Source organism: Marinomonas sp. ATLA20 (assembly GCF_057180105.1).
The window spans coordinates 270,565-293,545 of sequence record NZ_JBXUKU010000005.1; the positions used below are offsets into that span (position 1 = coordinate 270,565).

Here is a 22,981-nt window from a genome sequence, read left to right on the forward strand (position 1 = left end):
CCTTCTTTTTTTATGCCTAAGCTAATAAGTGTTGTTAGCGTTTTCGGCGATCTACATATACCTCAGGTTCTTTGTACTCGAGAACCTCAACTTTGTCATCAATATTGATAACACCTGTGTTTAGCGCAATCATATTAACACCGAATGTAATGCTTTCTTTGCCTAGTAAACGAAACTTAGCTAGCGTTTTAAGTGGCTCGCCTTTTTTGCTTCTTTGTGCCGTAGTTGGATTTAATGCTGTGAAAATGCAGCGGTCACAGGGTTTAATATTTTCAAATTCCACTTCACCAATACGAATTCGCTTCCAACTATCTTCGTCAAACGGCTGATTGCCCGTTACGACTAGGTTAGGGCGAAATTGCGCCATTTTGATGTCTTCTGGGCAAGTCTGATTCAACTCAGCCAATGACGCTGATGTGGTTAATAAGAAGGGATATCCATCTGCAAACCCTACTGGTACTTCAGGTCTTCGGCTTGTAAAGCGTTCTGATTTTTCACCGAAATAAACTAGCCTTACTGCTTCACCTACAACCTCGCTAAACCAAGTATTGATTTCTTCTTGGGCAAGCTGTGCATTGACGGTGTTGTCCCAAACCGTAACCGCTGCATAGTCACGGGAAAAAGTCGAGAAATCCAAGGTAATGCTATTAATGACCTCTGGATGAGAAAGGCGCCATGAGCCATTGCTTAATGCTTTGGCGGTGACTAATGTCAGGTTTGGGTGCTTTCGACCAGTAATGAACTCACCATCAGGACGCACCAACATATAGCGTCTATCCCCAAAAAGGCCAGCCATTTCGACATTGCTGCTTTCTAAAGAAATACCTTGGATAGATTTTATAGGGTAGATAACGAGTTCACTTAGGGTGTACAACATGAAAATTCCCTTTTTGTGCTAGATAAAAAAATAGGTCATTATTATTGCTTAACGAGAAAGTCTTTCCAATAAAAAAGCCCCAGAAAATCAATTTCTGAGGCTTTAGTGTGCTTGCTATTTGAACGAATGGTTTACAAGTAGTATGAAGCCAAAGGCGGGAAGCCGTTAAACTCGATTGCACTGTAAGTTGTTGTATAGGCGCCAGTTGATAACCAATACATGCGATCACCAATTGCCAAATTTAGCGGTAGGCCATATTTGTAGTTTTCATACATGATATCGGCGCTATCACAAGTTGGACCAGCGATAATAACTTCTTCTAACTCGCCCTCTTTATCTACATGAATAGGATACTTGATAGATTCATCTAACGTTTCAATTAGGCCAGAGAATTTACCTACGTCAGTGAAGACCCAGCGATTTAATGCGGTGTGTGATTTGCGAGATATCAAAACGACTTCGCTTACAAGTACGCCTGCGTTAGAGATTAAGGAACGACCTGGCTCTAAGATAATGCGAGGTAAATCTGATCCAAAGTCTTCTTCCAAGAAACGCGTAATTTCTTCTGCATAGGTGGCAAGGTCATTGGTTCGAGCAATATAGTTTGCTGGGAATCCGCCGCCCATATTGATCATTTCTAGAATGATGCCATCTTCTTCTTTAAGGCGTTCAAAGATTACTTTAACGCTAGCAATGGCCGCATCCCAAGCACCGATATCGCGCTGCTGAGAGCCAACATGGAAAGAGATGCCGTAAGGGATCAAGCCTAGCTCTTTTGCTAATATTAATAGGTCCATTGCCATATCTGGACGGCAACCAAATTTACGAGACAATGGCCAGTCAGCCGTTACCGTGCCTTCCGTTAAAATACGAACATATACGCGTGAGCCTGGAGCCGCTTTTGCAATGTTGCGCAAATCCGCTTCAGAGTCTGTCGCGAACATACGTACACCTTTTTCATAAAAGTAACGCACGTCTTTGGCTTTCTTGATGGTGTTGCCATAACTAACTTGATCAGGTGAGATGCCGCCAATTGCAAACAGCTTGTCCAATTCATAACGTGATGCCACATCAAAATTTGAACCGCGATCGCGAAGTAGTGTCAGTATTTCTGGTGCTGGATTGGCTTTAATAGCGTAAAAAATATCAGCAACTGGAAAACCTTTTGTTAGCTCTGTGTAGGCTTCATCAATAATATCTGTATCGATAACCACAAAAGGGGTGTCTTTGGTTTCCGCAAACGCTTTAAAACGGGCAAAACGCTCAGGTGTGTAGAAAGAATTGACGTCAATAGTCATGGGCTTGAGGCTCCTTAATTATGCAAAACATAAACCGATTAAATAAGTAAACGCCTTTACCTTCTCCCGTCCTACTTATGGCTGTTACTTATCCGGCCTAAAGGCCTTAAGCGACTAGCGCAGCAGTTGAAGCGGTGCGGATTATGTTCAGCAATGACGCGGGCGAAATTTAAGACGCAAGTCGTCTTGGGTCAAGTATTTTTTCATATTTTAGACCAAAAAAAAGAGACTGTGTAAGTCTCCTTTTTATTTAGGGATTTTTAGCGTTACTTTTGGGTGATGCGAGTCTGGAAGTAATGTAATCCACTGCCTGCAATTAAGGCGGCTACGAAGTAGAAGCCTTCGCTTGGGTTATTAACTAAAGCTGTTAGTCCAGGTCCCGGGCAATAGCCGCTAACACCCCAGCCTACACCAAAAAGAGATGAACCAATGATTAATTTTGAGTCAATTTTGCGCAATGTTGGAACTTGCCATTTACTCCCTAATAGTGGTGTTAAGCGTTTTCCTTTAATGGCATATCCTATCATCCCAACAGCAATGGCGCTTGCCATCACGATGATTAAAGAAGGGTTCCAGTTACCGAAAATATCTAAAAAACCAATCACGACAGCTGGATTCGTCATTTCTGAAAACGCCAAACCTAAGCCAAATAATAAACCCGCAGTGAGAGTAGCAATTGCGTACATAAATATTCTCCTAATTAAGAGCAGTGACAGTGATAATGGCGGCTGACATAAAGACCAAGGTTGCCACTATTGAGCGAGGAGACAGTCTTGATATCCCGCAAACACCGTGACCACTTGTGCATCCTCCACCCAGTCGTGTTCCATAACCGACTAGCAAGCCTGATATGATCAAAATTAGTGGGCTTCTCGTTTCAGGGAAGGCAACCGTTTGCTCAGTTAGAAATCCGTATGTGCCACCGCCTATGATAAGACCGGTAATGAATAGAAAGGGTAATAAGCGTTCTTTGCTAAAGAATAGCTGAGATAGTATCCCGCTAATGCCAATCACCTTGCCTATACTGAGAAGGTAAATAGTCGCGGCAAGGCCGATTAATAGACCGCCTACGAGTGGGTTAAACACGTTGTCCATAATTGCTATCCTCTAGGTTATATAAGAATATTCTAATTTATATTAATAAGTAATGTCTAATATAATATTTTTAAAATGAAAATTTTTCTGTCTGTCCATTTTGATGGGGGAGTGCTCACTCAATGCCTATTTTTACTGTGAGTTGCACAGTCTTTACCTATTGAGTTGCAGAAATTAGAAGGTACTCGCTGTATTCTTGTTACATTAAAGGAGTGCTTTATGAATGACTTGTGGCTGGGCGCTAGCGCTGATGAAGCTGACTATGTATTTCTTTTGCCTAATAGGCCTGTTTTACCAAGTTCTGTTGATGCGTCATTTTTAAAGAAACCTGATGTTTCTATATTAATTGATCTCAATGGTAACCATTGGCGTAAAATTTTCACGATAATGGCTAAATTAACCGCATCTAGATATGATTCATGGAAAGAGTTTCGTGACACTGAGTTGTTGAATAAGGTGGGGGTGGCCTTTTCTTTAGATCAACTGCATAACTATACAGGCACGATTTTTGTGGTTGGTAATACCTTTAAAAACCAACTGCCAGTGTCCTCGTCTGCACAAGAAATAGGAGATGTGCATACTTCCTTTGTTTGTCTACCACACGTTTGGTGTCCTTACCTAGATTATAGGCAATTTCCTAATAGTCTAATTGAAGCTCTACGTAAGTATATTTTGGAGAGAAAATGTTAAAAGCTTTAAAGAGTCTTTTTAGTCTTCCTGTAGAGCAGGGTGAGCAAATATCTTATCAGAAAGCTGTGGCGGCTCTGCTGATGGAGGTCATGCTAGCTGATAATGAGATAAATGAAAAAGAAGAAGGTCAGGTGAAGTTATTTCTTCGTGAAGTAAGTGAACTTGGGAATGACATAGATACTCTTTATGAGGAAGCTCGCTCTGGTGTTGATGAGGCGAATGATTTATATCAATTTACCAAAGTTATCAATGATACTGCGAGTTTAGAGCAGAAGATGTTGCTTTTAAAAGCTCTATGGCGTGTGGCTCTAGCAGATGGCAATATTGACTCTTATGAAGATCATCGTATTCGTACTATCAGTGAGTTGCTGTTTATGCCGCATTCTGAATTTATTCAGGCAAAACTATTTGTCTTGGACGAGTTGAAATTGGAAAAATGATATAAAAAAACGCGGCAATAGCCGCGTTCCTTTTGACTGGTCTTATTCTTCTTTCTAAATAGTAGAAAGGTAGAATTAAGCTGCGAAGTTCGCTGATGCGAATTCCCAGTTAGCAAGCGCCCAGAAACCTTTTAGGTAATCAGGACGAACATTGCGGTAATCGATGTAATAAGCGTGTTCCCAAAGGTCAACAGTGATCAAGGCTGTTTGGCCGTTAGTCATTGGGGTGCCTGCATTGCTAGTGTTAGCAATATCAAGAGAACCATCAGCATTTTTCACTAACCAAGTCCAGCTAGAACCGAAGTTGTTAACTGCTTTATCTTCGAACGCTGCTTGGAATTCTGCGAAAGAGCCCCATTTTGCGTTGATGGCATCAGCTAGAGCGCCAGTTGGTTCGCCGCCGCCGTTAGGGCTTAAGCTATTCCAGAAAAAAGTATGGTTCCAGATTTGCGCTGCATTGTTGAAAACAGGACCTGCAGGCGCAGATACAATGATCTCTTCAAGGGTTTTATTTTCGTATTCAGAACCAGGAACCAAGCCATTTAATTTTACAACGTATGTGTTGTGATGCTTGCCATAGTGGTACTCAAGCGTCTCAACAGACATATGAGGCTCTAGTGCGTCTTTAGCATAAGGAAGAGCGGGTAATTCAAAAGCCATTTCTTTTCTCCTTGCTTTATATTTAACGAAAAATGCTTGTTATCAAGCAGTTAATGGTGCTTATATAGTAGCACCGAACAACTGAAGATAATATTATTTACACTTGTTCATCAACGAATTTTCATAATTTCTGTTAAATAGTGACTATATAAGAATTTCCATGCGTAGAGACGATGATGTTGAGATCCCAAGCCTGACTCTGGATCAAGATGAAGTCAGCGATAGAAGGCCGCAAGGTGCGACAGCACAGAAGGGTCATACCAATCCCACTACTGCTAAACCCGCTCATGCACCTACTATTGTTCATAAGAAGCCCAGTTTAGCGGGTATTTATATTTTATTAATGCTGATACTAACAGCTTCAGCCGGGGCTGGTTATTGGTTATGGCAGCAAAATATGCAGCTGCGTAACGAGTTGTATGGTGCAAAAAATGAAATCCAAAATTTGGATCATCAGCTTCTTGCCGCTGATGTTTCCGCTAATAAGCAGGGTGAAACCTTAGAAGAGACGTTAAAAAATCACGACAGTGAGATTCGTAAGCTCTGGGGTGTTGCTTATGATACTAATAGGAAGTCGATAGCGAATAATGATACAGCTATAGATGAGCTGCAGAAGAAGCTGGCGTCATTGCGTGAAACGGTTTCGACTCAATCTAAACGTATTGCCGTTCAAGCTGAAGCTTTTAATGAAGTTGAGGCTGGATACAATAAACTTGTACCTTCTGTTGCGACTATTGATGAAGCGGTAAAAGCCATTGCGGTTAAACAGGATGATCAAGTAAAACGATTGCAATCTTCCGAGAAACAAATTCTTGCCCAAGCTGGCCAGAATGAAGCTCAGGCATTAAGTCTTGATCAGATTATGCAGGATTTAAATGCTCTTCAGAAAAAGGTTGCAACCTTAGAGAAGCGCTCTGCAGACACAAGTTCTACAGATGTGGCGAATATTCAAGATACTTTGGCTAAGCATCAAGATGCGATTAACTCGAGCGATGCTTTCAGAACTCAGGTGAATAGTGAAATTATTCGCTTACGCAAACAAATTAATCAGCTCATGTTAGAGCAACAACTAAGCTTGCAGTAGATATGTAGTCTCTGTTGAATAAAAATGGCCGATTTATCGGCCATTTTTATTTGTGCCGTCACCATTTCGACTCTCAAGAAAGTGGCAGTATTCGTTCTGTGAGGTACGCCCTGTTTTGTGACTTCTCTGAAAGACCGGCTCTTAGGAGATTTGTTTGCATCTTCTTTGATTAAATCATTCCTTTAAAGGCTTTAGTTATAAAGCTTTTTTAATATGCATATTCTACTAAAGTCTAGAAGTGGTGCTTTTTATAACCTAAAGGCATGTTATAGTTCAAAAAATGCTGAAGCCTGACAACAGAGATGGGAAATTATGACAGAGGCAAGACTTACTCACCTAAAACAGCTAGAAGCCGAAAGTATTCACATTATACGTGAGGTTGCTGCTGAATTTGATAACCCCGTAATGCTTTATTCCATTGGTAAAGACTCAGCGGTAATGCTGCATCTTGCCATGAAGGCATTTTATCCTGGTAAACCACCGTTTCCTTTAATGCACGTGGATACTGGTTGGAAATTTAAAGAAATGATCAGTTTCCGTGATGAGTTGGTCGCTAAGCTTGGGTTAGAGCTTATCGTTCACCAGAATCAGGAAGGTATCGATCAGGGTATCGGACCATTTACACATGGTAGTTCAAAGCACACTGATGTAATGAAAACCCAAGGTCTTAAGCAAGCTTTAGATAAATACGGTTTTGATGCCGCTTTTGGTGGCGCACGCCGTGACGAAGAGAAATCTCGCGCAAAAGAGCGTGTTTATTCCTTCCGTGATAAACAGCATCGCTGGGACCCAAAAAATCAGCGCCCAGAATTGTGGAATATCTATAACGGTAAAGTAAACAAAGGGGAAAGCATCCGTGTTTTCCCATTGTCTAACTGGACTGAATTGGATATTTGGCAATACATCTATTTGGAAAGCATTCCAATTGTTCCTCTTTACTTTTCCGCTAAACGTCCAGTGGTTGAACGTGATGGTACCTTGATCATGGTTGACGACGAGCGTATGCCATTAAACGGTGAAGTGCCTGAGATGAAGTCTGTTCGTTTCCGTACCCTAGGCTGTTACCCATTAACTGGTGCAGTGGAATCTGAGGCGGCGTCTTTGCCTGAAATTATTCAGGAAATGTTGCTGACAAAAAGTTCAGAGCGTCAAGGGCGAATGATTGACCATGATTCATCTGGGTCAATGGAAGAGAAGAAGAAACAAGGCTATTTCTAAGTTTGGAGTAAAGAAAGAATGTCTCACCAATCAGAATTGATCAGCCAAGACATACTTGGTTATCTGAAACAGCATGAAGAAAAAGACTTATTGCGTCTTCTTACTTGTGGCAACGTCGACGACGGAAAAAGCACATTAATTGGCCGCTTACTTCATGACTCTAAGTTGATTTATGAAGATCACCTAGACGCAGTTAAGCGCGATAGTAAAAAATCAGGTACGCAAGGAGAGGAAGTAGACTTGGCCTTATTGGTTGATGGTCTACAGGCAGAGCGAGAGCAGGGCATCACCATTGATGTGGCTTACCGTTATTTCTCGACGGAAAAGCGAAAATTTATTATTGCTGATACTCCAGGGCATGAACAATATACTCGCAACATGGCGACAGGTGCATCCACTTGTGATCTTGCTATTATTTTGATCGATGCGCGTTATGGCGTGCAAACTCAAACTCGCCGTCATAGCTATATTGCTTCACTATTAGGCATTAAGCATGTTGTCGTTGCGATTAATAAAATGGATTTAGTTGAGTTTTCAGAAGAAAAATTCAACCAAATTAAAAACGACTATCTTAAATTTGTCGATCAGCTAGGCGACCGTAAACCTGAAGATATTCATTTTGTACCTATGTCAGCACTGCGTGGTGATAACGTAGTCAATGCATCAGAAAGCACACCTTGGTATCAAGGTGGTCCATTGATGTCTATTTTAGAAACGGTACAAATTAACCGTGATGTTAAGCGTGATGCTTTCCGCTTACCGGTTCAATACGTTAATCGTCCTAACCTAGATTTTCGTGGCTTTTCAGGAACCATTGCTGCCGGTGCCGTTAAGCCAGGTGATAAAGTTGTCGCTTTGCCTTCAGGTAAAACATCGACAGTTGAAAGAATAGTGACATTTGATGGTGACCTAGAGACGGCTAAAGCTGGTCAAGCTGTGACGATTACATTGGAAGATGAAATAGATATTAGTCGTGGAGATATGCTGTCTCATGTTGGTCAAGAGCCACTTATTGCGACAACACTTCGCTCATCTATTGTTTGGATGGCTGACCACCCTTTAGTTCCAGGTAAGCTCTATGACTTTAAAATAGGAACTCAGACGGTCCCTGGTAAAGTTCATCACTTTAACCATCGCGTTGATGTGAATACGCTGGAAGTGAGTGATATTGATGAGTTGGAGCTAAATGGTATTGGTGATGCGGTTATTCAGTTTGATGCCCCCGTTGCATTTGATGAATACACGGATAGTCGATTCACTGGCGCTTTAATTATCATTGACCGCTTGACCAATGTCACAGTTGGCGCAGGTATGGTTGAAGAAGCTGTTGCTGAGCTAGACCAAGATGCCATTGTTAGTGCCGAAGACCGTGCTGCACGACTTGGTCAAAAACCAGCCGTCATTGCGTTAGCTGATAGTGTTTTGCAACAAGGCGATACGCTTGAGCGCTTGCTGTTACGTCAAGGTGTTGTTGCACTAGTGAAAGCGGATGCGACTGTGCATGAGGCTGCATTGATTCGCCAGACAGGTATTGCCTTTTTGGTTGCAGATACGGCAATTGCAGATTCTCAAATTGCGGAATCCTCATTGGATGAAGTGGTTGATCTGATTGTTGAAAGCGTTCAGCTGTAATGTAAAAATGCAAAAAAAAAGCCAGCTCAAATTGAGCTGGCTTTTTAATTTTAAATGAGTTTTTTCTAACGAAAAAATTGACTACGCCATTTCCTCTGAGTCTATTCGTTTCACTTCTTTATGCTGATCTTCATTGCTGCCTAATTTCCAATAACTAGAAATATAGAGATTCTCTTTTTCAACGTTAGTGTCATTTTTGAAAAAAGAGCGCAATGCTCTCATGCTAGCAAATTCACAAGCGGCCCAGACAGAAACAGAGCCTTTAGGCCATGGCAATGATGTAATTTGATTGACTAAAAAACTGGAATTTTCGCCAGGATGCGGATTAACAACCCATTTTAGTTCAATGCCAGAAGGATGCTGTAAAGCCTGAATATCATCTTCAGAAATAACTTCAATTATGGCGTAGCCTTTTGCATCTAGCGGAAGCTTTTCTAGATTGACACTCATGGCAGGCAGTGCAGTCATATCTCCTACTAAAATTTGCCAGTCCGCAGACTCTTCGATCAACTTCTTCGGACCTGGCCCTCCAACAAGGATCGTATCATTAGGCTGGGCGTTTTTTGCCCACGTTGAAGCAGGTCCGCCATCTTCGTGCAAAACAAAATCGATATCAATTTCATTATCCCGCTGGTAGCGGATGGTGTAAGTGCGAAATAGAGACTTTTGATCTTCTCTCGGAAAAATTAATTTTACATAACCACTTTCCTGATCTTCAGGAATGGTATGAATATTTTCGCCACCAAAGGTGACTCTCAACATGTTTGGCGTAACAAGGGTTTTGTTGATTACCGTCAATTCGCGCGGTTGCTGTCTGCTCATTACAGGCTCCTTAAGTTTGTTTATTGCAAGAGGTGGATGGGTGAAGGTTGCTCATCATGGTTTCTGCAATGTGTATGAATTCGTTTATTTGTTGTTCCGTTAAGTTTTGTGTCATCTTTTCGACCGCAGATTGGTCTAGCGTCATCAGTTCTGTAAGTAATTCATCGCCTGCTTGTGTCAGGCTTAATAGCTGACTTCGGTGATTTTCTGGGTTGCGAACTTTTTCCACATAACCTGAACCAACTAACTCTTTAAGCACGCGAGTAATTTGAGATTTATCTAGTGCGAGCCTATCCGAGATATCTTTTGCACTACAGTTTGCTATTTTTTTAATGCATTTCAGAGAGCGTAAATGGGTTACTGGAATCGAAACGCCTGAACTTAACAGTGACTCACGTACTTGGTGGCGATAACTATGAATCAATCTATGAAGTGACTCGCCAATTTTTTCCTTCATAAAATGTCTACCTTTTATGTTAAATATGAGAATGGTTATCAATATAGTGCATTATGGTTGATAGTGTCAACTTAGGGTTGTGGTTATCTGCAAAATCATTATTTTTGACACTTTATAGATAAAGCTTTCACGAGCAATGCTGTAAATGGCTTTTTTTATCGAGTCGAATCGATACAATGCACAGATTGAAATTAGACAGATAAAGTCAAAATGGATAAACATAATGTACATAACGCGATTACAGAGTCGCTACTGAGTCGCTATGAAACGGCTAAATGGGCCGCAAAACAGGCGCATGAAGCAGCAACAAATAAAGAAAGTGTTGCAGAAAATAAATATGACACCTTTGGTTTAGAGGCCTCTTATTTGGCTCATGGACAGTCACAGCGAGTATTGGAATGCGAAAAGGATTGGTTGGTGTTTGATAAGAAGCAGCCTGTTTTATTCGCTGAAGAGGATGTTGTTGGTTTATGGTGTTTGGTTGCTTTATCTGAACTCAACTCAATAAACCCCATGACGAAATATTTTTTCATTTCACCTTGTGCGGGAGGGCTTTGTATTGATATTGAAGGAAAGCCGGTTTATCTCGTAACGACAGCGACGCCAGTGGGGAAGGTGTTGTTTGGTAAAATGCTTGGGGATGAAGTTGAATTAGCGCAAAATGGCAAACAAACCGCTTATGAAATAACCACTATTGCATAAAGCGGATATTGTGGCGGACAAATTTGGTTCAGACCCTAGAGAGTCGGACTCTGTTCGCATATAATGCTTTGCCTTAAAATATTCTGTTCTTCTATCCAGAGCTTAAAATTCAGTTAACATTGCTGATCGGATAGAAAACGTTCTAAGAAAAAATCACTCTCTTACTGAGAAAGTAATAGGAAAGAAATTATGCGCAGCCATTATTGCGGCGAGTTAAATGCTTCTAATATTTCACAAGAAATAACCCTATGCGGTTGGGTCCATCGTCGTCGTGACCACGGTGGCGTTATCTTCTTAGACGTTCGTGATCGTGAAGGTATTACTCAAGTTGTTTTCGATCCAGATCGTGCTGAAAGCTTTGCGCTTGCAGACAGTGTTCGTAACGAATTTGTTGTTAAATTAAAAGGTTTGGTTCGTGCCCGCCCTGAAGGTACAGTCAATCCAAATATGAATACTGGTGAAATCGAAGTATTAGGAACAGAGTTAGAAATTCTTAACGCTGCAAAAACACCACCATTTCAGCTTGATGAGCACCAGTCTGTTGGTGAGGATGTTCGACTAAAAAATCGTTTTATTGATTTACGTCGTCCTGAAATTCAGCAAAAAATGCGTTTCCGCTCAAAAGTAACTTCTGTTTTACGCCGTTACTTAGATGATAATGGCTTCTTGGATATTGAGACACCAATCCTGACTCGTGCAACCCCTGAAGGTGCTCGCGACTATTTGGTACCAAGCCGAACACAACAAGGTAGCTTCTTCGCATTACCTCAGTCTCCGCAGTTGTTCAAACAGTTATTGATGGTTTCTGGTTTTGATCGTTACTACCAAATTGCCAAATGTTTCCGCGATGAAGATTTACGTGCTGATCGTCAGCCAGAATTTACTCAAGTAGACATCGAGACGTCATTCATGGGTGAACAAGAAATCATGGCAATGACGGAAGATATGATTGTTGGCTTGTTTAAAGAGTTAATGGATATTGATTTGGGGTCATTCCCACGTATGCCTTACTCTGAAGCAATGGAAACTTACGGCAGTGATAAGCCAGATTTACGTATTCCATTAACGATCGTTACCGTTTCAGATTTGATGGCAAACGTTGATTTTAAAGTGTTCTCTGGCCCGGCTACTGATCCAAAAGGCCGAGTTGCAGCATTAAAAGTGCCTGGCGGCAATGCTTTGACTCGTAAGCAAATTGACGACTACACCAAATATGTATCTATTTACGGTGCAAAAGGTCTGGCTTACATCAAGGTGAACGAGAAGTCTAATCTAGAAGAAGGCTTACAATCTCCAATCGTTAAATTCTTGCCTGTTGAGGTACGCGCTGCTTTGCTTGAGCGTCTTGAAGCTGAAGATGGCGATTTGATTTTCTTCGGAGCTGATTCTGAGAAAGTCGTTAATGAGGCTCTAGGTGCATTACGCTGTAAGTTGGGTGAGGATTTAAATCTTTACACTTGCAAATGGGCGCCATTGTGGGTTGTCGATTTCCCAATGTTCGAAGAGACGAGCGATGGCGGAATCACGGCTATTCACCACCCATTCACTGCGCCTTCTTGTTCACCTGAAGATTTGAAAGCCAATCCATTAACAGCGCTTTCACAGGCTTACGATATGGTTCTTAATGGCACAGAGCTTGGTGGTGGTTCTATCCGTATTCACCAGTCTTCAATGCAAGAAACTGTGTTTGAATTATTGAATATTAGCAAAGAAGAGCAAGAAGAGAAGTTTGGCTTCTTGCTAGATGCACTGAAGTTTGGCGCGCCACCGCATGGCGGTTTGGCATTTGGTTTAGATCGTCTTGTTATGCTAATGACGGGTTCAAGCTCTATTCGTGATGTCATTGCTTTCCCTAAAACGCAAAGTGCAACGTGTCTATTGACTCAGGCACCTGGCGAAGTCAGTGAGAAGCAATTAAAAGAACTGAGCATTCGCGTTAGAAAGCCAGTTGTTGAGTGATAGGAACAGCTCTAAACTTATTCTAAAACAGTAAGTTATGTTGAGAGTTTGAAAGAAAAACGTAAAAGGCCGCTTATTAGCGGCCTTTTTTGTACTTTGGCATTGCATACTTTGTAAAGGGCTGTTGAAATATACAGTAATTATATAAGGCACGATAAAATTATGCCCAAGACCAGAATTTTAGCTATTGACCCAGGCTCAAGAATTACAGGCTTTGGAATCATAGACGTTATAAATGGTAAATCTGTTTACGTTAATAGTGGATGTATACGATTACCTGATGAGGCGCTATCCGTTAGGCTTAAGCATATATTTCAAAGTGTTTCTGCGTTGTTGGAAGAATATAAGCCAGAAGAGTTTGCTATCGAAGAGGTGTTCTTAGCGAAAAATGCTAATTCAGCCCTCAAGCTAGGTCAAGCGAGGGGGGCGGCTATCGTGGCGGCGTCTATTCAAGAACTAGTGGTGTATGAATATGCTGCTCGACGAGTCAAGCAGTCTGTGGTTGGCAATGGTAATGCTGATAAAACACAGGTGCAGATGATGGTTCAGTTACTATTGAACCTAACTTCTAAGCCCCAAGCTGACGCGGCTGATGCTTTAGCTATTGCTTTGTGTCATGCTAATACGCGAACTTCCGGTGGGCTAGAGTACGGTGTCGGTAAGCGAGCGGGACGCACCTCTAAGCGTTGGACAGAACTAGATGTAAGGAAAACTTTGTGATCGGACGAATTGTCGGCACTTTGATTGAAAAAACGCCACCAGAATTGATGGTCGATGTTAATGGAATTGGCTATGAAGTAAGTGCTTCTATGACCACAATCTACGATTTGCCTCAAATCGGAGGGCAGGTGACGCTATTTACTCACCTTCTTGTTAAAGAGGACTCCCATACACTTTATGGATTTATTGATAAAAACGAACGTGCATTGTTTCGTATTTTGATCAAAGTAAATGGTATTGGCCCAAAAATGGCACTGGCAATTTTGTCCAGTATGTCATCTGAGGAGCTCATTAATAATGTCCAAGACTCGGATGTTACCGCTCTTACTCGTATTCCCGGTGTTGGCAAAAAAACTGCCGAGCGACTTATTATTGAATTGAGAGATAAGCTTGGACAGGCGGCAAAAGCTGACTTGTTTTCAGCTCCTGCCGTACTGCGTCAAGTGCAAGCTGATCCTAGGCAAGAAGCTGAAGCTGCCCTTATTTCACTTGGCTATAAACCCCAAGAGGCGGCCAAAGCCATTGCGGGTGTACCTGTGGATGCCGCGAATAGTGAAGATGTCATTAAGGCGGCTTTAAAAGGGATGTTAAGGAAATAAAACATGATTGAACAAGATCGTATTATTTCTGCTGAGCTAAAAGGTAATGATCGACAAATAGATCGTGCTATACGTCCGCAAGCCCTAGCCGAGTATATTGGCCAACCAGTTGTTCGAGAGCAAATGGAAATTTTCATTCAGGCCGCCCGCCAGCGTGAAGAGCCTCTTGACCACACCCTAATCTTTGGACCTCCAGGCTTAGGTAAAACTACCCTTGCCAATATTATTGGTAACGAGATGGGGGCTGAAGTTAGAACGACATCTGGGCCTGTTTTGGAGAGGGCAGGAGATTTGGCTGCGCTGCTGACAAATCTAAATGAAGGTGACATTTTATTTATAGATGAAATACACAGGTTAAGCCCAGCAATTGAAGAAGTGCTTTATCCAGCTATGGAGGATTACCAGCTGGATATAATGATTGGTGAAGGTCCAGCAGCTAGGTCAATTAAAATTGAACTCCCACCGTTTACACTTGTCGGAGCAACAACGCGAGCAGGACTCTTAACATCACCTCTCCGAGATCGCTTTGGAATTGTGCAGCGCTTAGAGTTTTATGATGTTGAATCACTGACAACGATTGTAGCGCGTTCCGCAAGTAAAATGGGTATGGAGCTAGATCACTCAGGTTGCTTTGAAGTGGCAAGAAGATCAAGAGGCACACCAAGAATTGCAAACCGTCTATTGCGACGAGTTAGAGACGTTGCGCAAGTTAGCGGAGAGGTGCTTGTTGGGCAAAAAGTTGCTCAGAGGGCATTAGATATGTTAAGTGTAGATAGTCAGGGCTTCGATCACTTAGATAGACGCATGTTATTGACTATGATAGAAAAGTTTGACGGAAGACCGGTTGGTCTAGACAGCGTTTCAGCCGCATTAGGCGAAGATAAAGATACTATCGAAGACGTCATTGAGCCGTTTTTGATTCAGCAAGGTTTTATAATTAGAACACCGAGAGGTCGCCAAGTTACAAAACGTGCTTATGAACATTTTAATTACCAACTACCTTCAGATTTTAAATAGAGGTTAATAATGTCAATTTGGGGACTAATCGCTAGTGCTAGTTTTGTGGTCCAGCTTGTAATGTTGATTTTACTGGCTGCTTCTGTGTTTTCATGGATTGTAATATTTCAAAGGATTCGTGTTTTAAAGGAAGCAAAAAAAGTACGTGCCGCATTTGAAGAAAGTTTTTGGTCTGGTATTGATTTGAGCCAATTATATCGCAAGCTCACACAAGAAGGCCGTAAGGTAGGAGGTATGGAAACTATCTTTACCTCAGGCATTAAAGAATTTACTCGATTAAGACAGAGCCATAATGTCGATCCAGAAGCCATTATGGATGGTGTTCAAAGATCGATGCGAGTGGCGCTATATCGCGAGGAAGAGAAGCTTGATCAGCATTTACCATTTTTAGCCACTGTTGGCTCAACTAGCCCTTACATCGGCTTGTTCGGTACGGTATGGGGGATAATGCACTCTTTTATTGGTCTTGCAGAGGTCCAACAGGCAACATTGGCAACCGTTGCTCCTGGTATTGCAGAAGCTCTTATTGCAACGGCAATTGGTCTGGCAGCAGCGATTCCAGCTGTAATTGCATATAACCGTTTTTCTTCTACAGCAGAATCTCTTAGTTCAAGTTACGAGAATTTTGCCGACGAATTTACCAGTATCCTACATCGTAAGGTACATGTGAGAGAGGGAGGCGCTGAATAGTGGCTCGCTCAAGAAGAAGAAATAAACGCCGCCCAATGGCTGAGATAAACGTTGTTCCTTATATTGACGTTATGTTGGTGCTCTTGGTTATCTTTATGATTACTGCGCCAATGCTTACTCAAGGTGTGGATGTCGAATTACCCAACGCAAATGCCTCACCAATACAGGACACAGAAAACGATGTCATGATTGCTTCTGTAGATGCTAAGGGCCAATACTATTTGGATGTAGGTGGTAAGCAAGAGTCCATAGCTTTATCTCAAATACAGGATAGAGTTAGAAAGGTGTTAAGCCAAAACCCTAAGATGTCCGTGCTAGTAAGAGGGGATAAAAATGTTTCTTATGGTGATGTCATTGGTTTGATGGTTACCTTGCAAGGCGCTGGCGTTCCAAATGTAGGTTTAGTGACTGAACCGGATAAAAATTAATGAAATGGTTTCGCAGTGATAATTATAGTATTCCAACCGTCCTAGCAATAGGTTTGCATGCGAGTATTGTTATTGCAGGCTTGGTTGCGATAGATTTTAGTGATAATGAGACTCCAAAGCCAAAGCGTCCGCCTATTGTTAATGCGACCGTTATTGATATCTCTGAAACCATAATAGGCCAAAGAGAATCTGAAGAGAAAGCGGCAAAGCAGCAGGCAGCCGCGTTGGCAGAAAAAAAGAAAAAAGAAGCTGAACAGAGTAGAAAAAAAGAAGCCCAGCGTAAGGCTTTAGAAGAAAAGCAAAAGCAACTTGCTCAAGCTAAGCAAGCAAAAGAAAAGGCAGAGGCTGAGCGTCAGGAAACGGAAAGAAAGAAAAAAGCCGCTGAGCAAAAACGTGCAGCACAAGAAGCAGAAAGTAAGCGTTTGGCTCAAGAGCAAGCTGAAAAAAAACGTTTAGCTGAAAAAGAGGCCAATGAAAAGCAACGCAAAGAGCTTGCCCGTAAAGCTGAAGCTGATCGTATAGCTGAAGAAGAGCGTAAGCGTCAAGAAGAAGCGGCTAGACTGGCGGAGAAGAAAAAAGCCGAGGAGGCGGCTGCTAGAGCAGCAGCTGAAGAGGCGAAACAAAGAGCGGCAGATGAGGCTCAAATGGTCCAATCTATCAGTGGGCTAATAAATGATAGGGTTACTGCTGCCTGGATTCGCCCACCAAGCGCTCGAAATAATATGAAAACCCAGTTGCGTATTTATTTCTTGCCCAATGGAGAAGTTATGAATGTGCAAGTCACGACAAGTAGTGGCGATGCTTTATTTGACCAAAGAGCAGTTGATGCTGTTTACAAGGTAAGAAAAATTGAAGAGTTATCGAAAGTTGACTCATATGTCTTTGAACGAAACTTTCGTCAAGTAGATTTGATTTTTAACCCGCAAGATTTGAGAAATTAATGATGTTTAAAAAATGGTTAACTATATTATTCACTTGCTTAATATTTATGGGGTCAGCGAGAGCTCAATTAGTTATTGAAATAACCAGCGGTGCAGACCAATTGCTTCCTATAGCTGTTGTTCCTTTTGGCTATGATGGTGTGGATGCACTTCCAGAGGATATTGCTCAAATTGTTGAGGCTGATTTGGCTCGCAGTGGTTTGTTTCAACCTATACCTCGCTCTAATATGCTAAGCATGCCATCAAAAGAGTCCGATGTATTTTATAGAGATTGGCGTCTTTTAAAGAGTGACTATGTTGTTATAGGTACGATTAAAAAGCTGCCTAACAATCAGTACAGAATTGGTTTTGAGTTATTAAATGTTTTAAGTCAGAAGCCAGTTCAAAAGCATAGCTCTATAGATGTTAATTCAAGAAATTTTCGTGATGCTGCGCACTATATCAGTGATAAAGTTTACGAATTATTGACTGGAACTAGGGGGGCATTTAGCACCAGAATATTATATGTTACTGCAGAAGGTGACAAAAAGGCGCCATTATTTAAATTGCAAGTTGCTGATGCTGATGGACATCGCCCTCAAGTTGTTGTTGAATCTAAAGAGCCTATATTGTCTCCCTCTTGGAGTATGGATGGTCGAAAAATTGCTTATGTAATGTTTCGGAATCGACGTCCAAATATTTTCATTCAGGAATTGGCAACCGGCAAGCGTCAGCAAATAGCCCAATTTAGAGGGTTGAATGGTGCGCCTTCATGGTCGCCAGACGGAAAAAAATTAGCATTGGTACTTTCTAAAGATAACAACCCAGAAATTTATACTTTAGACATCGCGACACAGAAACTGGAGCGTATGACAAACCATTATGCAATTGATACCGAACCAAGCTGGGAACCAGATGGTAAGGGAATTGTATTTACGTCTGATCGAGGCGGTAATCCGCAAATATATCGATTAGATGTGAAAAGTAAGCGTGTAGAGAGAGTTACCTTTGAAGGAGAGCTGAATACCAGAGCTAGAATGACGCCCGATGGACGTTACCTAGTTACCGTTCAAAAGAACGATGGTAATTATCATATTGCACTCCAGGATATGAAAACAGGTCGAGTTCAAGTTCTCACAGAGACTTACTTAGATGAATCGCCAAGCATTGCGCCAAATGGTAGCATGGTGATATATGCCACAACCTATCAAGGAAAGGGTATCTTAGCCGTAGTATCCGTTGATGGCCTTGTAAAATATAGGTTACCATCAGCAGACGGAGATGTACGAGAACCATCTTGGTCCCCGTATTTCAAATAAAGACATTGAGGAGTGAATAATGAGTGTAACAAAACTAGGTAAGTTTGCTGTAATTGGTTTGTCTGCAGCTTGGATTGCAGGTTGTAGCACAACAGCAACAGATACTGATTCTTCAACTGTTGCTGAAGATGCCGCTTCAACTGAGCAAGCAAATCAAACTGCTGCTGAAAACACTGACCAAGCATTTGGTGCAGGTCAAGATGATGCAATGACTAGCGTTATTGTTGAAGAAGACGTTGCGGCTAATGATGACAACGGCATGGATTCACTAGCTGGCGTAGAAACTGTATTTTACTTTGATTTTGACAAATCAATTGTACGTCCAGAGTCTCGTGAAGCTCTAGCTAAACATGCTGAATATTTGGTATCGCACCCAGATGCACGTGTAGTTCTAGAAGGTCATGCTGATGAGCGTGGTACTCGCGAATATAACATGGCTCTAGGTGAGCGTCGTGCAAAGGCTATTAGCCGTTATTTGACCATTCAGGGTGTTGCTGCTTCTCAAATCGAAACAGTAAGCTTTGGTGAAGAAGTTCCTGTTGCCTTCGGTCATGACAGCAATGCTTGGCAGTTAAACCGTCGAGTTGAAGTTCGTTACGAATAATGATCTATAAAGATTTAAAAGTTCGCTCTTTTGCAATGGTGCTGTGTTTATCAGCACCATTTGCATTAGCTGAGGTTCCACAAGCGAGTGGTGGCCTTTCTCCAAGTGCTGCTGCCGATCTGCTTTTTCAATTGGAAACACTGCAACAGGAGGTTCAAAGCCTTCGTGGACAATTAGAAAGTCAGGGTCACGAATTAAAGTTAATGAAAGAGAGCCAGCGAGATCGTTATATCGATCTTGATAAGCGCATTTCTATACTTATGTCTGCTTCAGCTAATGAGCCAAAGTACACATCTTCTCAAGTGCAAAGTGCAGGGCAGTCATCCTCCCAAGTAGCGGCTACTAGAGCCGTTCCCTCAACGAGTTCTTTGATTTCTTCACCGCTAGCACCTGTTAATCTTCAGCCACCAACAGCCCAGTCCCAGCAAGCTTATAATGATGCTTATAATTTAATTCCTCAAAGAAAGTTTGATGAGGCAGAAATTGCATTAACTAAGTTTGTAAAGGATTATCCAAATAACACGTTAACTGGTAATGGTTATTATTGGTTAGGTGAGGTTAAATTGGTACAAGGCAAATCTCAAGAAGCTATAGATGCATTTTCTACAGTGATTAAGAACTTTCCTGGGCATAGTAAAGAGCAAGACTCATTGTATAAGTTAGGTACAGTGACTGATCAACTAGGGGATACAGCAAAAGCTAAGTCTTATTTACAGGATGTAATTAGACGTTTTCCCGATAGTAAAGCAGCTAAACTAGCGGCAGGGTATTTAAGTAAAATTAAATAGCTTGCAATCCTCAGCGGGCTCTGTATTATACGCAACCCGTTGGGTCGTTAGCTCAGTTGGTAGAGCAGTTGACTTTTAATCAATTGGTCACTGGTTCGAATCCAGTACGACCCACCAACATATTTTGTATTCCTTTTGTGATTTTTGGGTCGTTAGCTCAGTTGGTAGAGCAGTTGACTTTTAATCAATTGGTCACTGGTTCGAATCCAGTACGACCCACCAAAAACACTCATTCCGCTCCCAGTTTCTTAAGGGGTAATGATATGTCCGAACTTTTCAATAAAGCAGCACTTCGCGATACCGTCCAAAAATATTTGTCTGAAGCTGAAAAAAGCCTTGAAATAAAGTCTGTTGACGACGCTCAAATTCGTGACGAAATTAAATCTTTGCTTAAGCAAAAAAATGCCGTTTTGGTTGCTCATTATTACACTGAAGATGCCATTCAAGAGCTTGCAGAAGAGACGGGCGGAATTATTGCCGACTCACTAGAAATGGCTCGTTTTGGCGCAAACCATGAAGCGAAGACATTAGTGGTTGCAGGCGTTAAATTCATGGGTGAAACAGCAAAAATACTTAGCCCTGAAAAAACAATCTTAATGCCAACGTTAGAAGCAACTTGCTCACTTGATATTGGCTGCCCAATTGAAGAATTTTCTGCTTTTTGTGATCAGTATCCAGATCGGAAGGTCGTTGTGTATGCCAATACATCAGCCGCAGTGAAAGCCAGAGCGGATTGGGTTGTCACTTCCAGTATTGCATTGGACGTTGTTAATCATCTTGTAGATCAGGGTGAGAAAATTATTTGGGCTCCAGATCAGCATCTAGGTGGTTATATTCAGCGGGAAACTGGCGCTGATATGATTCTTTGGGATGGAGCTTGCATTGTTCATGAAGAGTTTAAGGCCAAAGGTATTTTAGATTTAAAAGCTATCTATCCTGACGCCGCTGTACTGGTTCATCCAGAATCACCTGAGCCTGTGGTTGAGGTTGCTGATGTTGTTGGCTCAACATCGCAGCTGCTAAATGCCTCGAAAAATATGTCAAACGATACCTTTATTGTCGCTACCGACAGAGGTATTTTTTACAAGATGAAGCAGGCATCACCAAATAAACGTTTTATAGAAGCCCCAACAGCTGGCTCAGGTGCAAACTGCCGCAGTTGTGCGCATTGCCCTTGGATGGCGCTGAATAGTCTGGAGATGTTACGAAATTCGCTAAGAGATAGTACAGGCGAGATACACGTGACTGAAGAAACTAGGATCCAAGCTCTGATTCCATTGCAGCGAATGCTTGATTTTCAAGTGAAATAATTCATAGCTTTATTTAGTATTTAGGGACGACTAATTATTTAGAGTCCCTAAGTATTTCATTTCCAAATCCGAAAAAGCCAATTGCAATCGATCGTATTCAAGGTTTTTCTTGTTATATGCCACCCTGATTGTTTGAAAGTCCTTGCCTGTTACGGTATCCAAGAGCTTGTTTTTTAGCTCCGTTGTTGCTTGAACTAATTGTCGATTTTTTTCTCTTTCCTGCATCAGTGGTTTTGATTGAGCTGCCAAGTCAGGGTGAGCACTTTCTGCAATGGTATTTATTTCTTCTTTTAATTTGTTATTGGTGTTTTCTGCTGTGTCTAATTCTTGTGCTAAAAGAGTAACGCAGGTCTCCGATTCTTGTAGTAAGCGTTCAAGTACTCGAGCATCCTTATCTTGTTCAATAAGGTTATCTGATGACTGGTTTTCAAGTGCAGTGTTTAGGTCATCACGAAAGGAGCCAAAGGTTTCTTTTTTGTTGGCGCTTAATGCTTGTAGATTGCCAATAGCCGTTTCATTACTCTGGTTGAGCTGTCTTTCCAACTCAGCTAGCTTGGTATCCTTATGACTAATATCTTGCCTTAACGATGTTATTGATAAATTTGATGTTTCTAATTCTGCTTCTAGTTGCATTATAAGTGTTTGTGACTCTTTGGACATCCGTTCCATTTTAGAGATGGCTACTTTTTGTGCTTCAATCGCTGCCTGTGAGTTGTTGCTGTTGTTAGCTTTATCAATTTCGTTTTTTAGTTGCTCAATGACCATTCTTTGGCGATCAGATAAGCTGCTTAAGCTTGATATCTGCTTGAAAGAAGCATTGCGACTCTGTTTATCTTGTTTTTGAGCTTTTGGCGCTTTCAGGTTAAATGAGGCAAAATTCCCCGTGTTCTCAGACTGTTTTTGCTCGAGTTTTTTGATCTTCTCTTGAAGATCATTGATTTCTACTTCTAGGCGCTGCTGTTCTGCTTGTTTAATGGCTAATCGATTGATACGTAATCTAGCTCGATCGATATTATCTTGTAAGTCTTGATTAAGTAGAGATTGGTTTTTTGAAAGTGATTCTTTAGTAATCAGTATCTCTGATGCTTGATAAAATTCATTTTCCATCTCTTTTAGATTCTGATGCAGTTCATCAATATTGGTTGTTTGTAGTTTTGGGGCAGAGAGTGCATATAATAGACTGGATAGGAATCGATTTAAGATAGGTTTAGGCTTTTCATTCGCCTGATTTAGTAAAATAGCTCTTTCGGCTTTGAGTACCGTTCCCCAGATTTTTAATCTATTCACTTCATGTTGGTCTAATTTATTGGAGGTGATTGAAGCGGCGGCAAAATTGATCTGTAGGTCCATATAATGAGCGAGACCTTTATAGGTTTTAGTCTCCTCTAATTCTCCACTACTTAAAGGAGCATCTAAAATCTCAGCAGATTCTTCTCCTTTCTTTGATGCCTGTTGTTTTTTTTTCGCAAGTGAATGTATCATCCACAAGAAGGCAGCATTGGCCAACAAAAGAAATGTACTGAGTTCAAGTAGCGCCCAGATCAACCACTTTGACATAAAAACTCCTAGACCCTAAAGCAATAGATATGATATTCATTATCATTAAACTATAGCAAGCGATCATTTTAGCTTGCTATTTTTCTTATGTTAGC

At 41.4% G+C, this 22,981-nt stretch carries 25 protein-coding genes and 2 tRNA genes; 19 read left to right on the forward strand and 8 right to left on the reverse strand.

The window, feature by feature from the left end:
- Nucleotides 1-34: 34 nt before the first annotated feature.
- From AC2A4J_RS10900 to AC2A4J_RS10915, 4 genes are all read right to left on the reverse strand, one after another.
- On the reverse strand, nt 35-877 hold the full coding sequence (locus AC2A4J_RS10900; protein ID WP_484176013.1) for an MOSC domain-containing protein: 843 nt from the start codon (nt 875-877) through the stop codon (nt 35-37).
- Between the two features lie 131 nt (nt 878-1,008).
- Nucleotides 1,009-2,175, reverse strand: coding sequence for a type III PLP-dependent enzyme (locus AC2A4J_RS10905; protein ID WP_255829145.1), 1,167 nt, complete (start codon nt 2,173-2,175; stop codon nt 1,009-1,011).
- Nucleotides 2,176-2,441: 266 nt separating this feature from the next.
- Complete coding sequence (locus tag AC2A4J_RS10910) at nt 2,442-2,861, reverse strand: DUF6691 family protein (protein ID WP_484176014.1); 420 nt, start codon at nt 2,859-2,861, stop codon at nt 2,442-2,444.
- A 10-nt stretch (nt 2,862-2,871) separates the two neighbouring features.
- Nucleotides 2,872-3,270, reverse strand: coding sequence for a YeeE/YedE family protein (locus tag AC2A4J_RS10915; RefSeq protein WP_484176015.1), 399 nt, complete (start codon nt 3,268-3,270; stop codon nt 2,872-2,874).
- 219 nt (nt 3,271-3,489) lie between these two features.
- Here AC2A4J_RS10915 and AC2A4J_RS10920 point away from each other — a divergent pair, with 219 nt between their 5' ends.
- A complete protein-coding gene (locus AC2A4J_RS10920) occupies nt 3,490-3,960 on the forward strand; it encodes a DUF6942 family protein (RefSeq protein ID WP_484176016.1) in 471 nt (156 codons plus the stop codon).
- Nucleotides 3,954-4,400 (forward strand): tellurite resistance TerB family protein, encoded by a 447-nt coding sequence (locus AC2A4J_RS10925; protein ID WP_255829149.1) that lies wholly within the window; start codon nt 3,954-3,956, stop codon nt 4,398-4,400. The genes AC2A4J_RS10920 and AC2A4J_RS10925 overlap by 7 nt, the downstream gene beginning before the upstream one ends.
- A gap of 75 nt (nt 4,401-4,475) precedes the next feature.
- On the opposite strand, the gene AC2A4J_RS10930 is transcribed toward AC2A4J_RS10925, so the two are convergent.
- Nucleotides 4,476-5,060, reverse strand: a complete 585-nt coding sequence (locus AC2A4J_RS10930) for a Fe-Mn family superoxide dismutase (RefSeq protein ID WP_255829150.1) — start codon at nt 5,058-5,060, stop codon at nt 4,476-4,478.
- A 160-nt stretch (nt 5,061-5,220) separates the two neighbouring features.
- On the opposite strand from AC2A4J_RS10930, the gene AC2A4J_RS10935 reads away from it, so the two are divergent.
- From AC2A4J_RS10935 to cysN, 3 genes are all read left to right on the forward strand, one after another.
- Nucleotides 5,221-6,144 (forward strand): coiled-coil domain-containing protein, encoded by a 924-nt coding sequence (locus tag AC2A4J_RS10935; RefSeq protein WP_255829151.1) that lies wholly within the window; start codon nt 5,221-5,223, stop codon nt 6,142-6,144.
- Nucleotides 6,145-6,456: 312 nt separating this feature from the next.
- The gene (gene cysD / locus AC2A4J_RS10940) at nt 6,457-7,362 is read left to right on the forward strand and encodes a sulfate adenylyltransferase subunit CysD (protein ID WP_255829152.1); all 906 of its coding nucleotides are present in this window, start codon (nt 6,457-6,459) and stop codon (nt 7,360-7,362) included.
- Between the two features lie 18 nt (nt 7,363-7,380).
- Nucleotides 7,381-8,994, forward strand: coding sequence for a sulfate adenylyltransferase subunit CysN (cysN, locus tag AC2A4J_RS10945; protein WP_484176017.1), 1,614 nt, complete (start codon nt 7,381-7,383; stop codon nt 8,992-8,994).
- Between the two features lie 81 nt (nt 8,995-9,075).
- Here cysN and AC2A4J_RS10950 read toward each other — a convergent pair whose 3' ends face one another.
- Both AC2A4J_RS10950 and AC2A4J_RS10955 read right to left on the reverse strand, forming a co-directional pair.
- Complete coding sequence (locus AC2A4J_RS10950) at nt 9,076-9,816, reverse strand: siderophore-interacting protein (RefSeq protein ID WP_484176018.1); 741 nt, start codon at nt 9,814-9,816, stop codon at nt 9,076-9,078.
- A 10-nt stretch (nt 9,817-9,826) separates the two neighbouring features.
- On the reverse strand, nt 9,827-10,273 hold the full coding sequence (locus tag AC2A4J_RS10955) for a MarR family winged helix-turn-helix transcriptional regulator (protein WP_484176019.1): 447 nt from the start codon (nt 10,271-10,273) through the stop codon (nt 9,827-9,829).
- 210 nt (nt 10,274-10,483) lie between these two features.
- Between AC2A4J_RS10955 and AC2A4J_RS10960 the strand changes: the two genes are divergently transcribed.
- The 14 genes from AC2A4J_RS10960 to nadA all read left to right on the forward strand — a co-directional run bounded on the left by AC2A4J_RS10960 (nt 10,484) and on the right by nadA (nt 21,329).
- Nucleotides 10,484-10,975, forward strand: a complete 492-nt coding sequence (locus tag AC2A4J_RS10960; protein ID WP_484176020.1) for a transcription elongation factor GreAB — start codon at nt 10,484-10,486, stop codon at nt 10,973-10,975.
- A gap of 189 nt (nt 10,976-11,164) precedes the next feature.
- Nucleotides 11,165-12,934, forward strand: coding sequence for an aspartate--tRNA ligase (gene aspS / locus AC2A4J_RS10965; RefSeq protein WP_484176021.1), 1,770 nt, complete (start codon nt 11,165-11,167; stop codon nt 12,932-12,934).
- 162 nt (nt 12,935-13,096) lie between these two features.
- Nucleotides 13,097-13,654, forward strand: a complete 558-nt coding sequence (gene ruvC, locus AC2A4J_RS10970; RefSeq protein WP_484176022.1) for a crossover junction endodeoxyribonuclease RuvC — start codon at nt 13,097-13,099, stop codon at nt 13,652-13,654.
- Nucleotides 13,651-14,253 (forward strand): Holliday junction branch migration protein RuvA, encoded by a 603-nt coding sequence (gene ruvA, locus AC2A4J_RS10975; protein ID WP_255829159.1) that lies wholly within the window; start codon nt 13,651-13,653, stop codon nt 14,251-14,253. Before ruvC ends, ruvA begins: the two co-directional genes overlap by 4 nt.
- A gap of 3 nt (nt 14,254-14,256) precedes the next feature.
- Nucleotides 14,257-15,270 (forward strand): Holliday junction branch migration DNA helicase RuvB, encoded by a 1,014-nt coding sequence (ruvB, locus tag AC2A4J_RS10980; RefSeq protein ID WP_255829160.1) that lies wholly within the window; start codon nt 14,257-14,259, stop codon nt 15,268-15,270.
- A gap of 9 nt (nt 15,271-15,279) precedes the next feature.
- Nucleotides 15,280-15,960: a protein TolQ gene (tolQ, locus tag AC2A4J_RS10985; protein ID WP_255829161.1), complete on the forward strand. Its 681-nt coding sequence runs from the start codon at nt 15,280-15,282 to the stop codon at nt 15,958-15,960.
- Nucleotides 15,960-16,388: a protein TolR gene (gene tolR / locus AC2A4J_RS10990; RefSeq protein WP_484176023.1), complete on the forward strand. Its 429-nt coding sequence runs from the start codon at nt 15,960-15,962 to the stop codon at nt 16,386-16,388. Before tolQ ends, tolR begins: the two co-directional genes overlap by 1 nt.
- A complete protein-coding gene (gene tolA / locus AC2A4J_RS10995; protein WP_484176024.1) occupies nt 16,388-17,329 on the forward strand; it encodes a cell envelope integrity protein TolA in 942 nt (313 codons plus the stop codon). The genes tolR and tolA overlap by 1 nt, the downstream gene beginning before the upstream one ends.
- Nucleotides 17,329-18,627, forward strand: coding sequence for a Tol-Pal system beta propeller repeat protein TolB (gene tolB / locus AC2A4J_RS11000; RefSeq protein ID WP_484176025.1), 1,299 nt, complete (start codon nt 17,329-17,331; stop codon nt 18,625-18,627). Before tolA ends, tolB begins: the two co-directional genes overlap by 1 nt.
- A 19-nt stretch (nt 18,628-18,646) precedes the next feature.
- Nucleotides 18,647-19,231 carry a peptidoglycan-associated lipoprotein Pal gene (gene pal / locus AC2A4J_RS11005; protein WP_484176026.1) on the forward strand — a complete coding sequence of 195 codons (585 nt, stop codon included), beginning with the start codon at nt 18,647-18,649 and terminating at the stop codon, nt 19,229-19,231.
- Entirely contained in the window at nt 19,231-20,019 is a 789-nt protein-coding gene (gene ybgF / locus AC2A4J_RS11010; protein WP_484176027.1) for a tol-pal system protein YbgF, read from the forward strand. Before pal ends, ybgF begins: the two co-directional genes overlap by 1 nt.
- 41 nt (nt 20,020-20,060) lie before the next feature.
- Nucleotides 20,061-20,136: transfer RNA gene (locus AC2A4J_RS11015), tRNA-Lys, on the forward strand.
- Nucleotides 20,137-20,165: 29 nt separating this feature from the next.
- A tRNA-Lys gene (locus AC2A4J_RS11020) sits at nt 20,166-20,241 on the forward strand.
- Nucleotides 20,242-20,282: 41 nt separating this feature from the next.
- Nucleotides 20,283-21,329 (forward strand): quinolinate synthase NadA, encoded by a 1,047-nt coding sequence (gene nadA, locus AC2A4J_RS11025; protein WP_484176028.1) that lies wholly within the window; start codon nt 20,283-20,285, stop codon nt 21,327-21,329.
- A 30-nt stretch (nt 21,330-21,359) separates the two neighbouring features.
- On the opposite strand, the gene AC2A4J_RS11030 is transcribed toward nadA, so the two are convergent.
- On the reverse strand, nt 21,360-22,886 hold the full coding sequence (locus AC2A4J_RS11030) for a hypothetical protein (protein WP_484176029.1): 1,527 nt from the start codon (nt 22,884-22,886) through the stop codon (nt 21,360-21,362).
- Between the last annotated feature and the right edge of the window lie 95 nt (nt 22,887-22,981).

Bases quoted from the DNA above. Each gene is read 5' to 3' on its own strand.
- AC2A4J_RS10900 (WP_484176013.1), bottom strand. From the start codon at position 877: ATGTTGTACACCCTAAGTGAACTCGTTATCTACCCTATAAAATCTATC.
- AC2A4J_RS10905 (WP_255829145.1), bottom strand. From the start codon at position 2,175: ATGACTATTGACGTCAATTCTTTCTACACACCTGAGCGTTTTGCCCGT.
- AC2A4J_RS10910 (WP_484176014.1), bottom strand. From the start codon at position 2,861: ATGTACGCAATTGCTACTCTCACTGCGGGTTTATTATTTGGCTTAGGT.
- AC2A4J_RS10915 (WP_484176015.1), bottom strand. From the start codon at position 3,270: ATGGACAACGTGTTTAACCCACTCGTAGGCGGTCTATTAATCGGCCTT.
- AC2A4J_RS10920 (WP_484176016.1), top strand. From the start codon at position 3,490: ATGAATGACTTGTGGCTGGGCGCTAGCGCTGATGAAGCTGACTATGTA.
- AC2A4J_RS10925 (WP_255829149.1), top strand. From the start codon at position 3,954: ATGTTAAAAGCTTTAAAGAGTCTTTTTAGTCTTCCTGTAGAGCAGGGT.
- AC2A4J_RS10930 (WP_255829150.1), bottom strand. From the start codon at position 5,060: ATGGCTTTTGAATTACCCGCTCTTCCTTATGCTAAAGACGCACTAGAG.
- AC2A4J_RS10935 (WP_255829151.1), top strand. From the start codon at position 5,221: ATGCGTAGAGACGATGATGTTGAGATCCCAAGCCTGACTCTGGATCAA.
- cysD (WP_255829152.1), top strand. From the start codon at position 6,457: ATGACAGAGGCAAGACTTACTCACCTAAAACAGCTAGAAGCCGAAAGT.
- cysN (WP_484176017.1), top strand. From the start codon at position 7,381: ATGTCTCACCAATCAGAATTGATCAGCCAAGACATACTTGGTTATCTG.
- AC2A4J_RS10950 (WP_484176018.1), bottom strand. From the start codon at position 9,816: ATGAGCAGACAGCAACCGCGCGAATTGACGGTAATCAACAAAACCCTT.
- AC2A4J_RS10955 (WP_484176019.1), bottom strand. From the start codon at position 10,273: ATGAAGGAAAAAATTGGCGAGTCACTTCATAGATTGATTCATAGTTAT.
- AC2A4J_RS10960 (WP_484176020.1), top strand. From the start codon at position 10,484: ATGGATAAACATAATGTACATAACGCGATTACAGAGTCGCTACTGAGT.
- aspS (WP_484176021.1), top strand. From the start codon at position 11,165: ATGCGCAGCCATTATTGCGGCGAGTTAAATGCTTCTAATATTTCACAA.
- ruvC (WP_484176022.1), top strand. From the start codon at position 13,097: ATGCCCAAGACCAGAATTTTAGCTATTGACCCAGGCTCAAGAATTACA.
- ruvB (WP_255829160.1), top strand. From the start codon at position 14,257: ATGATTGAACAAGATCGTATTATTTCTGCTGAGCTAAAAGGTAATGAT.
- tolQ (WP_255829161.1), top strand. From the start codon at position 15,280: ATGTCAATTTGGGGACTAATCGCTAGTGCTAGTTTTGTGGTCCAGCTT.
- tolA (WP_484176024.1), top strand. From the start codon at position 16,388: ATGAAATGGTTTCGCAGTGATAATTATAGTATTCCAACCGTCCTAGCA.
- tolB (WP_484176025.1), top strand. From the start codon at position 17,329: ATGATGTTTAAAAAATGGTTAACTATATTATTCACTTGCTTAATATTT.
- pal (WP_484176026.1), top strand. From the start codon at position 18,647: ATGAGTGTAACAAAACTAGGTAAGTTTGCTGTAATTGGTTTGTCTGCA.
- ybgF (WP_484176027.1), top strand. From the start codon at position 19,231: ATGATCTATAAAGATTTAAAAGTTCGCTCTTTTGCAATGGTGCTGTGT.
- nadA (WP_484176028.1), top strand. From the start codon at position 20,283: ATGTCCGAACTTTTCAATAAAGCAGCACTTCGCGATACCGTCCAAAAA.
- AC2A4J_RS11030 (WP_484176029.1), bottom strand. From the start codon at position 22,886: ATGTCAAAGTGGTTGATCTGGGCGCTACTTGAACTCAGTACATTTCTT.